This is a genomic window from Streptomyces camelliae, from assembly GCF_027625935.1.
GTDB classification, from domain to species: domain Bacteria; phylum Actinomycetota; class Actinomycetes; order Streptomycetales; family Streptomycetaceae; genus Streptomyces; species Streptomyces camelliae.
In genome coordinates this window covers 5,109,935-5,125,929 of record NZ_CP115300.1, presented here as the reverse complement: position 1 = coordinate 5,125,929, position 15,995 = coordinate 5,109,935, and the positions used below count along the sequence as shown (strand labels likewise).

17 protein-coding genes are annotated in these 15,995 nt (G+C 69.5%); 9 read left to right on the top strand and 8 right to left on the bottom strand.

Translation table 11 applies throughout. The annotated features are described in order from the left end of the window. Positions 1-15 precede the first annotated feature (15 nt). Positions 16-1,134 (top strand): phosphoserine transaminase, encoded by a 1,119-nt coding sequence (gene serC / locus O1G22_RS23440; protein ID WP_225097911.1) that lies wholly within the window; start codon positions 16-18, stop codon positions 1,132-1,134. A 489-nt stretch (positions 1,135-1,623) separates the two neighbouring features. Further along, positions 1,624-2,343, top strand: coding sequence for a hypothetical protein (locus tag O1G22_RS23435; RefSeq protein WP_270083111.1), 720 nt, complete (start codon positions 1,624-1,626; stop codon positions 2,341-2,343). 109 nt (positions 2,344-2,452) lie between these two features. On the opposite strand, the gene O1G22_RS23430 is transcribed toward O1G22_RS23435, so the two are convergent. Next, positions 2,453-3,994 (bottom strand): cellulase family glycosylhydrolase, encoded by a 1,542-nt coding sequence (locus tag O1G22_RS23430; protein WP_270083110.1) that lies wholly within the window; start codon positions 3,992-3,994, stop codon positions 2,453-2,455. Positions 3,995-4,150: 156 nt separating this feature from the next. Between O1G22_RS23430 and O1G22_RS23425 the strand changes: the two genes are divergently transcribed. Next, on the top strand, positions 4,151-4,609 hold the full coding sequence (locus tag O1G22_RS23425; RefSeq protein WP_270083109.1) for a PPOX class F420-dependent oxidoreductase: 459 nt from the start codon (positions 4,151-4,153) through the stop codon (positions 4,607-4,609). A 4-nt stretch (positions 4,610-4,613) separates the two neighbouring features. Here O1G22_RS23425 and O1G22_RS23420 read toward each other — a convergent pair whose 3' ends face one another. Beyond that, positions 4,614-5,597 (bottom strand): TolB-like translocation protein, encoded by a 984-nt coding sequence (locus O1G22_RS23420; RefSeq protein WP_270083108.1) that lies wholly within the window; start codon positions 5,595-5,597, stop codon positions 4,614-4,616. A gap of 89 nt (positions 5,598-5,686) precedes the next feature. Here O1G22_RS23420 and O1G22_RS23415 point away from each other — a divergent pair, with 89 nt between their 5' ends. Both O1G22_RS23415 and O1G22_RS23410 read left to right on the top strand, forming a co-directional pair. Next, entirely contained in the window at positions 5,687-6,370 is a 684-nt protein-coding gene (locus O1G22_RS23415) for a GDSL-type esterase/lipase family protein (protein WP_270083107.1), read from the top strand. 88 nt (positions 6,371-6,458) lie between these two features. Next, positions 6,459-7,049, top strand: coding sequence for a Uma2 family endonuclease (locus tag O1G22_RS23410; RefSeq protein WP_270083106.1), 591 nt, complete (start codon positions 6,459-6,461; stop codon positions 7,047-7,049). Here O1G22_RS23410 and O1G22_RS23405 read toward each other — a convergent pair. Next, on the bottom strand, positions 7,046-8,155 hold the full coding sequence (locus tag O1G22_RS23405) for a hypothetical protein (protein ID WP_270083105.1): 1,110 nt from the start codon (positions 8,153-8,155) through the stop codon (positions 7,046-7,048). The genes O1G22_RS23410 and O1G22_RS23405 overlap by 4 nt on opposite strands. A gap of 95 nt (positions 8,156-8,250) precedes the next feature. Between O1G22_RS23405 and O1G22_RS23400 the strand changes: the two genes are divergently transcribed. Beyond that, on the top strand, positions 8,251-9,246 hold the full coding sequence (locus O1G22_RS23400) for an aldo/keto reductase (RefSeq protein WP_270083104.1): 996 nt from the start codon (positions 8,251-8,253) through the stop codon (positions 9,244-9,246). A gap of 211 nt (positions 9,247-9,457) precedes the next feature. Here the strand turns inward: O1G22_RS23400 and thpR are convergent, their stop codons facing one another. After that, complete coding sequence (gene thpR, locus O1G22_RS23395) at positions 9,458-10,030, bottom strand: RNA 2',3'-cyclic phosphodiesterase (RefSeq protein ID WP_270083103.1); 573 nt, start codon at positions 10,028-10,030, stop codon at positions 9,458-9,460. A 39-nt stretch (positions 10,031-10,069) separates the two neighbouring features. On the opposite strand from thpR, the gene O1G22_RS23390 reads away from it, so the two are divergent. Beyond that, positions 10,070-10,594: a GNAT family N-acetyltransferase gene (locus O1G22_RS23390; protein WP_270083102.1), complete on the top strand. Its 525-nt coding sequence runs from the start codon at positions 10,070-10,072 to the stop codon at positions 10,592-10,594. A gap of 41 nt (positions 10,595-10,635) precedes the next feature. Here the strand turns inward: O1G22_RS23390 and O1G22_RS23385 are convergent, their stop codons facing one another. The 3 genes from O1G22_RS23385 to O1G22_RS23375 all read right to left on the bottom strand — a co-directional run bounded on the left by O1G22_RS23385 (position 10,636) and on the right by O1G22_RS23375 (position 13,747). Beyond that, entirely contained in the window at positions 10,636-11,802 is a 1,167-nt protein-coding gene (locus O1G22_RS23385; RefSeq protein ID WP_270083101.1) for a TIGR03118 family protein, read from the bottom strand. A 136-nt stretch (positions 11,803-11,938) separates the two neighbouring features. Beyond that, entirely contained in the window at positions 11,939-13,276 is a 1,338-nt protein-coding gene (locus O1G22_RS23380) for an MFS transporter (protein ID WP_428986390.1), read from the bottom strand. A 27-nt stretch (positions 13,277-13,303) separates the two neighbouring features. Next, a complete protein-coding gene (locus O1G22_RS23375; protein ID WP_270083100.1) occupies positions 13,304-13,747 on the bottom strand; it encodes a MarR family winged helix-turn-helix transcriptional regulator in 444 nt (147 codons plus the stop codon). A 155-nt stretch (positions 13,748-13,902) separates the two neighbouring features. On the opposite strand from O1G22_RS23375, the gene O1G22_RS23370 reads away from it, so the two are divergent. Beyond that, positions 13,903-14,103 carry a BrnA antitoxin family protein gene (locus O1G22_RS23370; protein ID WP_225097925.1) on the top strand — a complete coding sequence of 67 codons (201 nt, stop codon included), beginning with the start codon at positions 13,903-13,905 and terminating at the stop codon, positions 14,101-14,103. Here the strand turns inward: O1G22_RS23370 and O1G22_RS23365 are convergent. After that, the gene (locus O1G22_RS23365) at positions 14,096-15,544 is read right to left on the bottom strand and encodes an NCS2 family permease (RefSeq protein ID WP_270083099.1); all 1,449 of its coding nucleotides are present in this window, start codon (positions 15,542-15,544) and stop codon (positions 14,096-14,098) included. The two genes, O1G22_RS23370 and O1G22_RS23365, sit on opposite strands and share 8 nt — an antisense overlap. Before the next feature lie 171 nt (positions 15,545-15,715). Here O1G22_RS23365 and O1G22_RS23360 point away from each other — a divergent pair, with 171 nt between their 5' ends. Continuing rightward, on the top strand, positions 15,716-15,982 hold the full coding sequence (locus O1G22_RS23360; RefSeq protein ID WP_225097927.1) for a DUF2530 domain-containing protein: 267 nt from the start codon (positions 15,716-15,718) through the stop codon (positions 15,980-15,982). Positions 15,983-15,995: the final 13 nt, after the last annotated feature.

Genomic DNA, 15,995 nt, shown 5'->3' with positions numbered 1-15,995 from the left:
GATACCCTCCGACTCGTGGCCGACATCCAGATTCCCGCAGACATCAAGCCCGCCGACGGACGTTTCGGCGCGGGCCCCTCCAAGGTGCGCACCGAGGCGCTGGACGCCCTCGCCGCCACCGGTACGTCCCTGCTGGGCACCTCCCACCGCCAGGCGCCCGTCAAGAACCTTGTCGGCAAGGTCCGCGAGGGCATCTCCGAGCTGTTCTCCCTGCCCGAGGGCTACGAGGTGGTCCTCGGCAACGGCGGCTCCACCGCCTTCTGGGACATCGCCACCCACGGTCTGATCGAGAACAAGTCCCAGCACCTCAGCTTCGGCGAGTTCTCCTCCAAGTTCGCCAAGGCGGCCAAGCTCGCCCCCTGGCTGGCCGAGCCCACCGTCATCGCCACCGACCCCGGCACCCACCCAGAGGCGCAGGCCGAGGCGGGCGTCGACGTCTACGCCTTCACCCACAACGAGACCTCGACCGGCGTCGCCATGCCGATCAAGCGGGTCGAAGGGGCCGACGAGGGCGCGCTGGTCCTCGTGGACGCCACGTCCGGCGCCGGCGGCCTCCCGGTCGACGTGTCGGAGACGGACGTCTACTACTTCGCCCCGCAGAAGTCCTTCGCCTCCGACGGCGGCCTGTGGATCGGTATCTTCTCCCCGGCCGCGATCGAGCGCGCGGAGCGCGTCCACGCGTCCGGCCGCCACATCCCGGAGTTCTTCTCGCTCCCCACGGCGATCGACAACTCCCGCAAGAACCAGACGTACAACACCCCGGCCCTCGCCACGCTCTTCCTCCTGAACGAGCAGCTGGAGTGGCTCAACGGCCAGGGCGGCCTCGCCTTCTCCACGGCCCGCACGAAGGACTCCTCGACCCGCCTCTACACCTGGGCGGAGGAGTCCAAGTACGCCACCCCGTTCGTCACCGACCCGGCCAAGCGCTCGCAGGTCATCGGCACGATCGACTTCTCCGACGAGATCGACGCGGCCGCTGTCGCCAAGGTGCTGCGCGCCAACGGCATCGTGGACACCGAGCCGTACCGCAAGCTCGGCCGCAACCAGCTGCGCATCGCGATGTTCCCGGCGATCGACCCGGCGGACGTCGAGGCGCTGACGAAGTGCGTCGACTTCGTGATCGAGAAGCTCTAGCCTCTCGGCGAGTACGACGGTGAAGGGCGCCCGGCGAGCAATCGCCGGGCGCCCTTTGCGTAGCACCGGCACCGGCACCGGCACCGGCACCGGCATGGCCCGGACCGCGCTGTACGGCGAGTAGTTCCCGGCCACGTCGTACGTACGCGCCCGGTACTCGTAGGTGCGCCCGTCGGCGGGCAGCGGGTCGCAGACGGTGACGTAGGCCGGGTCGTGGTGCGGGTCGTAGCCCTGGTGCACGACGACGGACCGTGCAGCGGACACGGCCCATGGAGATCAAGATTCCGGTTCCTGTCGATTTTCGGTGACAATTCTGGCACTGGAATGGGCCATTCGATCGCATATCGTCGTTCCGTCGCCACCCCCCGTCTCACCGGCCACGACGCGCCTCGCCACCGAACAGTGACGCCGAAGCGCCGGACCGGTGACGAGCGGCATGCAGACCCTTTCCTTCCGGTGTCTCCGGTCGTCGCTTCGAGGAGCTCCTCCATGTCATCCGTGTTCGCACGCCGCCGCCGTTCTCTGCTGACCGCCTCGGTGCTCCTGAGCGCCGTCGGCGCCACCGCCCTGCTGCCGGTGGCGACCGCCTCGGCCGCCACCACCTCCCATGCCGCCGCCGGCCCGTCCGCACGCTACGCGGGCAAGGCCGTCGCTATCGGCCAGGACATGGTCGCCGTCCTGCGCAACGACCCCCGTGCCGGCGGCCCCGAGGCGTGGATCCGCGCGGTGCAGCCGCACTGGCGGCAGGGCGACGCCTACATGGAGCGCGTCCTGACCAAGCTCGACCGCGGCCACGGCACGGACCAGGAACGCGGCCTCACCCTGCGCCTGGTGGGGGCCGGCGGCTCCGCTCCCGCGCTCAAGGTGACCTCCGCCAAGGGCGGCACGCACACCTTCCCGCTCCCCAGGGTCGGCACCCCTGACGCACGGGGCTGCACCCTCATCCAGGAGCAGTTCATCGGCGCCGGCACCGTCGCCGTGCTGAGCAACGGCCCCAAGGGACCGGAGGCGTTCTTCAAGGACGCGGGCGACGGCACGCGCTTCGCCGGTGTCGTCAACCGCGCGCACCCCTCACTGCCGAAGAGCGCCGGCTTCCTCGCCCGCATCGTGAACCCCTACGGGCCCGCCCCCAAGCTCCTCACCAACATGGAGGGCGGCGGCCACCCCGCGAGCACGACGGCCTTCCCGGCGCCGGGGTGCGTGAAGTGACGGAGCAGGGCCCGGAGTTCCGGGCCCTGCGGGCGGGACCGCGGCCGTCGCACGCGCACGCGGTCCCGCCCGTCACCGGCCCCACCCCCGCGGACGCGCGCTCAGACCGTCACTGCGCCGTACAGCTCACACGCGGTACGCCCCCGCCACCCGGCGCGCCCCCGAAGCCGAAGCTCACCGAACTGCCCGCCGGCACCGTGCCGTTCTGCGCCGCGTTCACCGCCGTGACCGTGGCCCCGCTCTGCGTGTACGACGCGTTCCACATGTTGGTGACCTTCTGAGCCCCGCTCCACGTCCACGTCACCTTCCAGGACGTCAGCGCCGTGGAACCGGTGTTCGTCACCGTCACGTCGGCGTTGAAGCCGCTTCCCCAGTCGCTGCTCACCGCGTACGAGGCCGAGCAGGAAGCCGCCGTACCCCCGCCGCCGCCACCGCCGCTCCCGCCACTCCCGCTTCCCGGGAACAACGGTGCCTTGATGCTCGTCAGATACCCGTCCTTCACCGTGTCCACCGTCACCCAGTCGTCCTTCAGGATGCCGCCCGTGTCACCGGAGTCGGGGTTCCAGGACCAGAAGGTCCACTGGAAGCTGTCGGCACCGTACGTCGAGGTCGGGCGGAGGTAACTCACCAGTGCCGACAGCCACTTCTGGTCCACTGTCGGCTGCAGTGTCGTACCGAACTCGCCCAGCCACACCGGCGCGATGTTCTGCTTGAAGATGTAGCCCCAGTACGTGTCCCAGATGCCCGGCATGTTGGCCGGGAAGGACGGATCGCTGAACCAGCTCTGCTGGGCCACGCTGGTGGCGTAGTCGTGGGCCGAGTAGACGAGGCGGCCGGGGACGTCGAGTCGTACCGGGTACTGCGCCACCCCCATCAGGTTGCCACCCCACCAGCCCGACACGCCGTTGTACGACTGCACGCCCTCGACGAAGATCAGCAGGTTCGGGTTGACCGACAGGACGGCGTTTCCGGCGCGCTCGGCGGCGAGGCGCCAGTCGACCGACGTGTCCCCGCAGCCCCAGCAGGCCGGATCGTGCGGCTCGTTGTGCAGGTCGATACCGATCACCGTGTCCTGGCCCAGGTAACGGGTGGCCAACGCTTTGAGGTCGGTCATCCACGTCGACTCGGGGACCGAGGACGTGTACCAGAGCGCCGACTGGCCGCCCGCGTCCGGGCGGTGGCGGTCCAGGATCACCTTCAGGCCGTCCTGGCCCGCGTACGCCACGATCTTGTCCAGGACCTGGAGGGACGTCAGGCCCTGGAGGTCGGCGTTCTTGCCTCCCGAGAAGTCGATGCTGTTGGGGACCGCGCCGGGCTTGAGGATGTCGTCGCTGTAGGGCAGCCGGATGGTGTTGTAGCCCAGCGATCTCATCTGGTCGATCATGCTGCGGTAGTCCCGGGACCACAGGCCGTGGACCACCTGGTTGCTGGTCTCGAAGCCGAACCAGTTGACCCCGGCGATCCGCACCGGCTGCCCGGCCGCGTCCAGAATCTGCCGTCCGCTGGTGTGCCAGTAGCCGGCGCCAGGTGCGGCTGCGGGAGTGGCTGCGGCTGCGGGAGTGGTGGCCGCGTGCGCCGTATGGGCACCGGCCAGGGGAAGGAGGAGCGCGGCGGCGGCAGCACACAGCGCTCTTCGCAAGCTGTGGAACATGTGCCTTTCCTCTCGGGAGGCGCGGCCCAGGGCGAGTGGGAGCGCTCCCACGCACCGCGTATCCCCAGCAAACAGATAGATCATGCCCACGTCAAGAGCTGCGTCGGTGCGCGTTCTGGACTTGAGGAAGGAGCCGACCGGTGTCTCCATGGAGACATGGCCAGTCCACGCCCGAGCCCCGCGCTCGCCCCCTTCGTCAAGCAGTACGCCGCCCTGCTCACGACCCACAAGCGGGACGGCACCGGCGTCGGCACCCCTGTGAACATCGCCGTCGAGGGGGACCACGCCTACTTCCGCACCCCGGGCACCACCTCGAAGGTCAAACGCCTGCGCAGCAACGCCGAGGTGGAGCTGGCCCCCTCCACCCTGCGCGGCGCCCCCACCGGGCCGGAGATCCATGCACGGGCCCGGCTGCTGGAGCACGGCAGTCCGGAGGACCGGCACGCGGCGCAACTGCTGCGGCACAAGTACCCGTTCATGCACGGGGTGCTGGTGCCCCTCACGCACAAGGTGATGCGCGCGGAGACCTTGCACTACGAGGTACGACCCGTGCAGGAGCAGCCTCCCGGGAAGTGGGCGGAGCCCACGGATCGATTCGACCGGCCGGACCAGTGACGGTTCAGCTCCGGCGCCGCAGCCGCCGCAGGCCGAAGAGGGCGGCCGCCCCGGCAGCGACGATCACGGCACCGACCTTGTAGCTCCCGCCGCCCGAACCGCCACCGCCGTCCGGCCCGGAACTCCCCTTCCCCGCAGGGGAGTCGGACGAGGGTCGGCCGGGAGCGTCCTCTGCCACGACCTCGCTGTCGGCGCCCTCGGAGCTGTACAGCAGCTTGGTCCCGTCGAGGGAATAGCTGACGCCCTCGCCCTGCCTCTGCAACGGCACGTCGAGCTGGCCCTCGCGCTTGATCCGGCCGCCGTTCCAGGCGTAGGAGATGCCGCCGAAGTAGCCACGCACGGCCAGCTGCCGTCCGTCCGGCGAGAAGGCGGCGTCCGTGGCCCACAGGTCGACGGCGGCGATGGGCCTGAAGATGTTCGCGCCGGAGGTGGAGAGGGTGGCCGGGCCCTCGTACAGGTGCCCGCCGTCCTCCTTCTTGTCGATGATGTAGACGCGCCCGGTCTTCGGGTGGACGACCAGCGACTCGGCGTCCCGGGGCCCGTTCTCGTACTTCACGACGTACTGCGTGGCGGTGACCGTCTCGTCCTTCAGCACCTTCGGCTCGGGCAGCCGGTAGATCCAGACGTACGGCCACTTGCCGCCGAAGTTGTCGCCGATGTCGCCGAGGTAGATCTGGTTGTCCGGCCCGATGGAGATGGCCTCGTCGTCGCGCGGGGCGCCGATGCCGCGCAGGGTGACGCGGGCGACCGTCTTTCCGGTCCTGCTGTCGACGCCGTAGATGTACGGGCCGTCGCCGCTGTCGTTGTGCGTCCAGTAGATGCCGGGGTGCAGGTGGGAGGCGGCGAGGCCGCTGGACTCGGCGATGCGAGGGTCCTTGAGGGTGAAACCCTGGTCGCCGGCGCGGGCCGTGCCGTCGGCGGCGGAAGCGGGCACGGCCGACGCGCCCACGAGCAGGACCCCGGCGAGGACGGCGAACGATCGACGCATGACCCCAAGCCTGCCATTCCCTCCGGGCGTTCGGCGGACGTGGTGGGCCTCACACTCCATGGGCATGCGTGATCGTCCATCATGAGCGGATGCTCAGATTCATGCCCGTAGGTGACTCCATGACGATCGGGAGCGCGGGCGAGCACACGTGGCGTCACCGGCTGTGGCGGCACCTGTGCGAGACGTACGGCGGCCCGTTCACGTTCGTCGGTCCGCGCGAGGAGCTGTACGACAAGACGGCCGAGGCCCCGGTGTCGTACGCCTACGCCGAACCCGAGTTCCCCCGCCGGCACCTGGCGGGCTGGGGCGAGGGCTGGCTGCACATGGCTCCGCTGATCGGGGAGGCGGTGCGCGCCCACCGCGCGGACGTGCTGCTGGTCTCCCTCGGCCTGATCGACCTCGGCTTCTACACGAACGCCGAGCAGACGGCGGAGAACGTGCGTGCCTTCATCGCGGGGGCCAGGGAGGCCGACCCGCGCATCCGCATGGTCCTGCTGCCGGTGATACCGAACATACGGGCCGAGCAGGACACCGACTTCGCCGCCCAGGTGGACCTCTTCAACGTCCTGCTCGGCAAGACGGTCGCCGACCTGGACGAACCCCGGTCGCCGCTGCTGCTGGCCTCGACTCCGGAGGGGTACGACATCCACGTCGACACTTATGACGGCACACATCCCAACGCGAGCGGGGAACACCGGATCGCGGGGGCGTTCGCGGGGGCGATGTGGGAGGCGTGGGGGGTCGGACAGGCGTACGTGGCTGGAACGGATTGACCGATTTACGGCGTATCCCGGTCACTGTGCGTATCGTTGAACCGCGCGGCTGCACCCGTCCGTGGGGCGGCCGGGGAGGAGCGCCACGATGACCGTCCTTGAAGACAGGATCGAGATGGCCGACGCCGACGCCAACACCAAGCGCTTGGACGAGTGGTTCGAGCGGCTTGAGCGTATGCCCGTCCCCGAAGGATTCAGGGTCGAGATCGTCGGGGGCAACGTCCATATGACGCCGCAGCGGGACACGCATTGGGAGATTATCCGCTGGATTGTTCGGGCCATCGAGGACAGGTTCGGGATGCGCGTGAAGGTGTTCTCGGACGTCCGCATCGACTTCCCCGGCCATGAGAACGCCTTCTGCCCGGATGTCGCCAAGCTGAAGGACTCGGCGAAGAAGGAGAAAGGCCGCTGGCGCTACCAAGACGTCGAATTCGTCGCCGAGGTCATCTCCAAGGGCATGGGCCCCAACGACTACGGCCCGAAGAAGATCGCCTACGCCGAGGCCGAGGTCCCCGTCTACATCGTCGCCGACCCCTATGTGGGGCGGTGCTACGTCTACACCGACCCCCAGGACGGCGACTACGAGAAAAGGGATACATTCGACTTCGGCACCGACATCGACCTCACCGGAACCGTCGTCGACCTCGTCCTCAAAACCGACGACTTCCCCCGCGACTAGCCCAGCTCCCACACGTACAGCGCATCCCCCGACTCCGCCGCCGTCACCCACCCCCCGCCCTCCAAAGCGACCGGCGGACGGGAACCGACCGGAGCTGGATAGCTGATCTGCACCGGCGTACGCGCACCCTCCGTCTCGACGATCCAGTGCCGCCCCTCCCCCCACTCCTCATCACCCTCCACGGTCGATCCGATCAACGTCGTCTCGTCCAGGAAGCCGCCCGCCCAGTCCCAGTAGGGAAGCGCCTCGTCGTTGTCGGGTTCGGCGTCCGGATGCCGGGGGAGAGACGACTCGGCGTCCCACTCCAGGCCCTCCACCACGGCACCGCTCGGGTCGCGGACGGCCAGGGCGTCCTGGTCGTGGGTCACGGTCATCAGCCGCTCCCCCGAGGGACTGACGCTCATCAGGGCCAGGTCACCCTCGACGTACTCGACGGCGAGCCTCTCCCCGTCCCAGCGGCCCCAGCGCAACGGCGCCCCGTCCTGCCCCTCCCCGATGCTCAGCCCCATCTGCCACGGGTCGGTCGGGTGCGCAAGGTGGAAGCTGCCGGCTGCCGCCGCCTGGGCGTCGGCCCGCGCGAGCACCCGCCCGTCCCCGGCGTCCAGCAGCAGCCACTCGTCGATCGTGTCCGGGCTCAACTCCCCCGTGGACAACGGCCCGCGCACATGCGCCCAGACCAGCTTGCCGTCCACCGAGAACCCGGCCGAACCGCCCTCCGGGTAACGGTGGTCCTCGCTGTCGCCGTACTCCTCGTACGACGCGTGCATCTCCCGGCAGGCGCCGTACCAGCAGCCGTGCCGGATCTCCCAGCGGACCGCGCCCGACGGCTCCACCGCGCGGAGGGCGTGCACCCCGGCGAACACGGCCAGGCTCGCGTCCGGTGCCACCGCCCACGTCCCGCGCCGTCTCGGCCAGGGCGCGGGCAGCCGCACCCGCTCCCCCGCCGGTGCGAAGGCGTCGTCCAGGGGCTGGACCACGAGCGCGTCGTCGGTGCGCTGGGCGAGCAGCCGCCGGCCCGGTCGCCCGAGCAGCTCCGGCAAGCCGGCCTCCGACAGGGGCAGCAGCGCGGGGACGGTGGCACGAAGCCGGGCGGCACGAGCGGACACGGGGGCTCCCTGGGGACAATCGACTCGGCGAAACCCTATGCCACGCCCCAAAGGCGCTTGCTTCGAGCGCACTTCAAGCCGTTGGCTAGGGAACCATGGAGTACACGCAGCTAGGACGTACGGGACTCAAGGTCAGCCGGCTCGTGCTCGGGACCATGAACTTCGGTCCGCAGACCGAGGAGGCCGACAGCCACGCGATCATGGACGCGGCGCTGGACGCGGGCATCAACTTCTTCGACACCGCCAACGTGTACGGCTGGGGTGAGAACAAGGGGCGCACCGAGAGCATCATCGGCAACTGGTTCGCCCAGGGCGGCGGGCGGCGCGACAAGGTCGTCCTCGCCACCAAGGTCTACGCCAACATGGCGCCCGACGGGCAGCCGGCCTGGCCCAACCACGACAAGCTCTCCGCGCTGAACATCCGGCGGGCCGTGGACGCCAGCCTGAAGCGGCTGCAGACCGACCACATCGATCTCTACCAGTTCCATCACATCGACCGGGACACCCCGTTCGAGGAGATCTGGCAGGCGATCGACGCCCTGGTCCAGCAGGGCAAGATCCTCTACGTCGGCTCCTCCAACTTCCCCGGCTACAAGATCGCCCAGGCCAACGAGGCCGCCGCGCGCCGGGGCGGCACCATCGGGCTGGTCAGCGAGCAGTGCCTGTACAACCTCTTCGAGCGCCGCGCCGAGATGGAGGTCATCCCGGCCGCGCAGGAGTACGGCCTCGGGGTCATCCCCTGGTCCCCGCTGCACGGGGGTCTGCTGGGCGGGATCATCAAGAAGGAGGTCCAGGGCGGCCGCCGTGCCTCCGGACGCGCCGCCGAGACCCTGAACGACCCCGCCGCCCGCGCCCGGGTCCAGGCGTACGAGGACCTGGTCGACAAGCACGGCCTGGAGCCCGGCGAGGTGGCCCTGGCCTGGCTGCTCACCCGCCCCGGCGTGACCGGCCCGATCGTCGGCCCGCGTACCGCTGAGCAGCTGGAGTCGGCGCTGCGTGCCGTCGAGCTGAAGCTGAGCGAGGAGCTGCTGGCGGGCCTGGACGAGGTGTTCCCCGGCCCGGGGCCGTCGCCGGAGGCCTTCGCCTGGTAGGACGGATTCTCCTGGCAGCCCCGTGAGGGGCAGCGCCCCAAGGGGCGCGGGGAACTGCGCGACCGGCCACCGACGGCCCGCAGCCGAAGAACCGGCCGCAGTTCCCCGCCGCTCCTACCTGACAGCCGCCGAAACAGCCACCACCACAAACATCAGCACAAGCACACCGGCCATGATCCGGTTCCGGGTTTTCGGGTCCACGCCATCGAGCCTAGCGGCCGGCGCCCAGTGCCCAGCGGGCGACCACCTCATAGCGCGGCTGCTCGCCCGGCACCCCGGACCGTGGCAGGTTGCTGCGCACCAGCGCCAGCTCGCTCACCGTCCAGGTCGTGCTGGTGAAACCCCGGAGCAGATCGACGAAGGGCCGTACGTCCACCGAGTCCCGGCTCCGCGCCACGGTCAGGTGCGCCTTGTACCGCCGGTGCTCCCCCATCGGCAGCCCCGCCTTGCGTGCCGCCGCCTCCGCCCGCTCGGCCAGCAGCCGCATCGCCTCCACCCCGCCGTAGGCGCCCGTCCACAAGGCCTTGCCGTGCCCGAACTGGCCGCCGCCGGAGAGGGCCAGGTCGAAGGGGTCCGTGCGGCGGGCCACCCGGGACAGGCGGTCCGACAGGTCGGGTACGAGGTCGTCGGCGACCTCGCCGTAGAAAGCGAGGGTGAAGTGCCAGCCCGGCCGGTTGGTCCAGCGCAGCCCCTCCGAACCGGGCAGCCTCTTCAACTTGGCGATCTCGGCGGCGAGTTCATGGACGACGTGGTCCGGAGGGAGCACCGCGGCGAAGAGTCTCATGTCTTCACCTTCGCAGACCCGGTGGGCATGATGGCGTTCATGACGATCATCATTCGTGACGGCGGACCCGACGATCTTCCCGTGATACTCGGCATGCTCGACAGCTGTGTGGAGTGGCTGGTCGCGCAGGGCCGCAGCGGCCAGTGGGGAAGCGAGCCGATGTCGGAGAACCCGAGGGTCGCGGACTCGGTCGCCGGGTACATGGGCAAGGGCCGTACGTACATCGCCGAGGTCGACGGCGTACCGGCCGCCACGCTCACGCTCAGTGACGCGCCCGGCGACTATCTGTCCCACCTTCCGCCGCCCGGTGAGCCCGAGCGGTACATCCACTGGCTCGCCTCCGACCGCCGTTTCAAGGGGCGGGGTGCCGGTGCCGCGCTGCTCACGCACGCGGCCGAGGAGACCCGGCGGGCCGGGGTCGGGCTGCTGCGCGTGGACTGCTACGCGGGCGGCGACGGCAAGCTCGTGGCCTATTACCGGGCCAACGGCTTCACGCCGACCGAGACCTACACCTCCGGCACGAACGGCGACTGGCCGGGGCAGGTGCTCGCCCGGCGGGTGTGACCGCCGGGCGAGCACTCCCGGGTGCGGGAAAGGCCGGCGGATCAGCGCTCGGCGCGCAGGGTGCCGAGCAGCCCGTCCTGCTCGTCGTTGATGCCCGCGGCGAACCAGACGCTGTCCTCGCCGCCGGACTTGGCGGTGCCCCGTTGCAGTCCCCACAGGCCGTTGATCACGATCGGCTGCCCGGCGGGGTTGTCCAGGGTGCCCTCGAAGCGGCCGGTCCGCAGGTCGAACGCGTGGATGAGGCCGTCGCCGAAGTTGCCGACGAGGAGGTCGCCGCCGAACTTCCCGAACTTCTTGGGCGCCACCTCCAGGCCCCAGGGCGAGTTGAGCGGCGACTTCATGCCCCCGCTGGCGAAGCGCTGGAGCAGCTTGCCCTTGGTGCTGAACACGTTGATGAAGCCGTTGCCCGGTCCGGCGACGTCGTCGTGCTTCTTCTCGTCCTGCTTGGCGTAGGTGACGAAGATCCTGTCACCGATGTTCTTGACGTCGAACGGCGCGAAGCCCCCCGGGATGTTCGGGTCCTGGAACGCCCCTGCGGGCTGCGGGATCAGCTTGAAGTCGGTGCCGAAGACGTCGATGCGGGCGTCACGGAAGTTCGCGACGAGGATGCGCGGCTGCCGGTGCCCGTGCTGCTTCGTCTCCCTCTTCTCGCTGTCCACGAGGGTCAGGCCCTTGAAGACCGCGTCGTCCTCCTGGGCGACCTGGACGGCCTGCGTCGGGAGGACCCGGGGGTTGAAGGCGAAGAGGCCGCCGTTCTCCCCGGCCCAGATGAACCGCGCGGGGTGGGTCTTTCCGGTGGAGGTGGAGCTGAAGCGGAAGTCGTCGGTGTCGTTGCGTACGACCCCGGTCGGGTCGGCGTTGTCGGGGAGCTGCACGACGGGCGAGCCGACGACGACCGGCCGGTCGTCCCGGGCGCCCGAGTACACCGTGGACGTATTGGTCGCGTTGTTGGAGACCCTGATCGAACCGTCCGTCGTGCGCACCAGCCCCCAGGGGTTCTGCAGGTTCTTGTCCTGCAGCTCCGCTCGGTTCGCGAGGTCGGAGACGAGGTCGCGCTCCCGGAAGCCGTGGTCGCCGACCGGCGGCCCGCCCACGGCCCCGGACGGCCCGGCGGCGGCGAGCGCGCCGACCGTGCCCAGGGTCAGCGCGACCGCCGTCAGCAGCCGTACGCGGGAGCGGGGTCTGGGGGTCGATGTCTGTGATGCCATGTGGATGCTCCTGTCCCATACGATTTCCGAGAGGACATATCGTCAGAAGTCATCTCATATGGGACAATCGCACCCGCGATCGACACGCAGACACGCATCCGTACGGCCCTACGCCAAGGGGCCTTACGCCACAGGCCTACGCCGCCGTCGCCAGTTCCTCCCGCTCTCTCGGGACGAAGCGGACCTGAGGGTGGCCCCGATGCCAGCCCACCGTCAGACGCAGCCCGCCGATGCGGACCAGGATCAGACCGATCGCACCGGCCGCGGCGGCCGAGACGATGCCGCCGAGGGCGAAGCCGACCCGGGCGCCGTAGGTGTCGGTGATCCAGCCGACGACCGGCGCGCCCAGCGGCGTACCACCCATGAAGACCATCATGAACAGGGCCATCACCCGGCCGCGCATGGCCGGGTCGGTGGCCATCTGGACGGCGGTGTTCGCCGTGACGTTCACCGTGAGGCCGAAGATCCCGATCGGGACCATGAGCAGCGCGAACAGCCAGTACGACGGTGCCAGCGCGGCCACGATCTCCAGCGCGCCGAAGGCCACCGCGGCGGCGATCAGGACGCGCAGCCGGGCCGTGCCGCGCCGGGCGGCCAGCAGGGCGCCGACCAGCGAGCCGACGGCCATCAGGGTGTTGAAGAGGCTGTAGGCACCGGCGCCGGCGTGGAAGATGTGCTGGGCGTAGGCCGTCAGCCAGACCGGGAAGTTGAAGCCGAAGGTGCCGATGAAGCCGACCAGCACGATCGGCCAGATCAGCTCCGGGCGGCCGGCCACGTACTGGAGACCTTCGCGGAGCTGGCCCTTGCCGCGCGGGGTGCGCTCGACGACATGCAGCTCGCGGGCGCGCATCAGCAGCAGGCCGGTGATGGGGGCGGCGAAGGACAGGCCGTTGGCGAGGAACGCCCAGCCGGTGCCCACGCCGGTGATCATCAGGCCGGCGACGGCCGGGCCGATCAGCCGGGCGGACTGGAAGTTCGCCGAGTTCAGGCTGACCGCGTTCTGCAGTTGCTCGGGGCCGACCATCTCGGAGACGAAGGACTGGCGGGCCGGGTTGTCCACCACGGTCGCGAGGCCGACGGCGAACGCGGCGAGGTACACGTGCCAGACCTGGACCTGTCCGGAAAGGGTCAGCGCGGCGAGCGCCAGGCCCGTCACGGCCATCGACGCCTGGGTGACCAGCAGCGTGGGGCGCTTGGGCAGGCGGTCGACCAGGACACCGCCGTAGAGGCCGAAGAGGAGCATCGGCAGGAACTGCAGGGCCGTCGTGATGCCTACGGCGGCGGAGGAGCCGGTGAGGCTGAGGACGAGCCAGTCCTGGGCGATGCGCTGCATCCAGGTACCGGTGTTGGAGACGACCTGGCCGAGGAAGAAGAGGCGGTAGTTCCTGATCCTCAGCGAGCTGAACATCGAGGACTTACGAGAGTTGTGGGTGGTCGGTGCGGGGGCGGAATCTACTCCGGGTCCCGTACTCAAAACGGTTCGCCTCCTTGCGACGGTTTCTTACAGATGTGCGAGCTTCTCCAGCACGGGGGCGGCGGCGCGCAGCTTGGCCCACTCGTCCTCGTCGAGGCCCTCGGCCAGGCCGGCCAGGAACGCGTTGCGCTTGCGGCGGCTCTCTTCGAGCATCGCCTCGGCCTGTTCGGTCTGGGTGACGACCTTCTGGCGCCGGTCCTCGGGGTGCGGCTCCAGCCGGACCAGCCCCTTGGCTTCGAGCAGCGCGACGATGCGGGTCATCGACGGCGGCTGGACGTGCTCCTTGCGGGCGAGCTCGCCCGGGGTGGCCGAGCCGCAGCGGGAGAGGGTGCCGAGCACCGACATCTCGGTCGGGCTCAGCGACTCGTCGACCCGCTGATGCTTGAGCCGACGGCTCAGCCGCATCACGGCGGAGCGGAGGGCGTTCACGGCGGCAGCGTCGTCACCGTGGGAGAGGTCCAGATCCGGCATGTTCTTTAGAGTAACTCATTACTCTCGCTAAAGACTAGCGTCCCGCTGGAGCCATGCCCGTGAGCCTGGCCACTGAACCCTTCGCTCACCCATACGGGTGAGCCGATTGCGGAAAGCGACCCGCCGGCCGGTCGGATGTGGCGACCCTCGTACGCATGGGGACCAGTGTGCTCAGCCTGCGGATAGACGGGGAGCTGCTCGAACGGCTCCGGCACCACGCGGCGAAAAGAGGAATGAGCGTCCAGGACTATGTCGTCCGGACGCTCATTCGCGATGACTTCGACGAGCGGTTCCAGGCCGCCGTCGAGGAGACGGAGAAGTTCTACGGGGTCTCCGAGCCCCGGCCGATCACGTGAGGCCCAGGGCCGGCATCAGGTAGTAGAAGGCGAAGACCGCCGAGACGAGGTACATCGGCACCGGGATCTCCCGACCCCGGCCGGCGGCCAGGCGCAGCACCGTGAAGGTGATGAAGCCCATGCCGATGCCGTTGGTGATCGAGTAGGTGAACGGCATCATCAGCATCGTCACGAAGGCCGGGATGGCGATCGTGTAGTCCGCCCAGTCGATCTCCTTGATCGAGTTCGACAGGATCAGGAAGCCGACCGCGACCAGCGCCGGGGTGGCCGCCTGGGACGGGACCATCGTGGCGACCGGGGTGAGGAACAGCGCGACGGCGAAGAGACCGCCCGTGACGACGTTCGCGAGGCCCGTGCGGGCGCCCTCGCCGACACCGGCCGTGGACTCCACGAACGCGGTGGTGGCCGAGGAGGAGCTGGCACCGCCCGCCGCGACCGCGAGGCCGTCGACGAAGAGGACCTTGTTGATGCCGGGCATGTAGCCCTCGGCGTCGGTCAGCTTGGCCTCGTCGCTGACGCCCATGATCGTGCCCATCGCGTCGAAGAAGCACGACAGCAGGACCGTGAAGACGAACAGGATGCCGGTCAGCACGCCGACCTTGTGGAAGCCGCCGAACAGGCTGACGTGGCCGATCAGGCCGAAGTCGGGGGTGGAGACCGGGTTGCCGGGCCACTTCGGGACGGTCAGGCCCCAGGACGGGATCGTGGTGACCGCGTTGAGGATCACCGCGAGGACGGTCATGCCGACGATCGAGATCAGGATCGCGCCCGGCGTCTTGCGGACGATCAGCGCGAAGGTCAGCAGCACACCGAGGATGAAGACCAGCACCGGCCAGCCGTGCAGGTGACCGCCGGTGCCGAGCTGGACCGGGACGGTGGTCTGGGCGATGTCGGGCATGCGGGTGACGAAGCCGGAGTCGACCAGGCCGATCAGCATGATGAACAGGCCGATACCGATCGAGATCGCCTTGCGCAGCCCGAACGGCACGGCGTTCATCACGCGCTCACGCAGACCGGTGGCGACCAGCAGCATGACCACGAAACCGGCCAGCACGACCATGCCCATGGCGTCGGGCCAGGACATCCGGGGCGCGAGCTGGAGCGCGACGACCGAGTTCACCCCGAGGCCGGCCGCGAGCGCGATCGGCACATTGCCGATGACGCCCATGAGGAGCGTGGTGAACGCGGCCGTCAGCGCGGTCGCCGTCACCAGCTGACCGTTGTCCAGGTGGTGCCCGTACATGTCCTTCGCGCTGCTGAGGATGATCGGGTTCAGCACGATGATGTACGCCATCGCAAAGAAGGTGGCGAAACCGCCCCGGATCTCCCGGGCGACGGAGCTGCCGCGCTCGGAGATCCTGAAGTAGCGGTCGAGCCCGTTCCGGGGCGCACCGCCCGGCTTCTCGGGGGTGGGGGCCTTGGCGGGTGCCGAGGTGGACATGCGTGACCTCATCTCCTACGGGGTTCCCCCGAGCCTCGTTGGAGTTTCATACGAGCAGAAGTGGACAAAGACAAACGGTTTCAGTATGAACGTATGAGTACTAGATCGCTATCTCCGCGCGTAGACCGCCGTAGAAAGCGCTCAGAAAGGGGCGGCGCTTAAGCTGTGCCCATGGCGAAGTGGACCCCGAAGCACGAGGCGCCGGAGCCCCTGGAGGGCCCCGTGGTCGCCACCATCACCGGCGGCACGATCGTGTGGTTCGTGCTCTTCCTGGTCCAGCTGCCGTTCTACGGCTGGTTCCACTCCCACGGTCACCTGTGGTGGCTGTGGACCTGCCTGGCCGGAGGCGGGCTGGGGCTGATCGGGATCTGGTACGTCAGGAAGCGCGACGCCGCGATCAAGCGGGCAGCGGCGCTGAAGGCGACGACGGCGAAGTAGCCGTACCGTCGAT

Excerpts from the sequence above, each read along its gene's own strand:
- O1G22_RS23435 (WP_270083111.1), top strand. The coding sequence starts at position 1,624 with ATGTCATCCGTGTTCGCACGCCGCCGCCGTTCTCTGCTGACCGCCTCG.
- O1G22_RS23430 (WP_270083110.1), bottom strand. The coding sequence starts at position 3,994 with ATGTTCCACAGCTTGCGAAGAGCGCTGTGTGCTGCCGCCGCCGCGCTC.
- O1G22_RS23425 (WP_270083109.1), top strand. The coding sequence starts at position 4,151 with ATGGCCAGTCCACGCCCGAGCCCCGCGCTCGCCCCCTTCGTCAAGCAG.
- O1G22_RS23420 (WP_270083108.1), bottom strand. The coding sequence starts at position 5,597 with ATGCGTCGATCGTTCGCCGTCCTCGCCGGGGTCCTGCTCGTGGGCGCG.
- O1G22_RS23415 (WP_270083107.1), top strand. The coding sequence starts at position 5,687 with ATGCTCAGATTCATGCCCGTAGGTGACTCCATGACGATCGGGAGCGCG.
- O1G22_RS23410 (WP_270083106.1), top strand. The coding sequence starts at position 6,459 with ATGACCGTCCTTGAAGACAGGATCGAGATGGCCGACGCCGACGCCAAC.
- O1G22_RS23400 (WP_270083104.1), top strand. The coding sequence starts at position 8,251 with ATGGAGTACACGCAGCTAGGACGTACGGGACTCAAGGTCAGCCGGCTC.
- thpR (WP_270083103.1), bottom strand. The coding sequence starts at position 10,030 with ATGAGACTCTTCGCCGCGGTGCTCCCTCCGGACCACGTCGTCCATGAA.
- O1G22_RS23390 (WP_270083102.1), top strand. The coding sequence starts at position 10,070 with ATGACGATCATCATTCGTGACGGCGGACCCGACGATCTTCCCGTGATA.
- O1G22_RS23385 (WP_270083101.1), bottom strand. The coding sequence starts at position 11,802 with ATGGCATCACAGACATCGACCCCCAGACCCCGCTCCCGCGTACGGCTG.
- O1G22_RS23375 (WP_270083100.1), bottom strand. The coding sequence starts at position 13,747 with ATGCCGGATCTGGACCTCTCCCACGGTGACGACGCTGCCGCCGTGAAC.
- O1G22_RS23370 (WP_225097925.1), top strand. The coding sequence starts at position 13,903 with ATGGGGACCAGTGTGCTCAGCCTGCGGATAGACGGGGAGCTGCTCGAA.
- O1G22_RS23365 (WP_270083099.1), bottom strand. The coding sequence starts at position 15,544 with ATGTCCACCTCGGCACCCGCCAAGGCCCCCACCCCCGAGAAGCCGGGC.
- O1G22_RS23360 (WP_225097927.1), top strand. The coding sequence starts at position 15,716 with ATGGCGAAGTGGACCCCGAAGCACGAGGCGCCGGAGCCCCTGGAGGGC.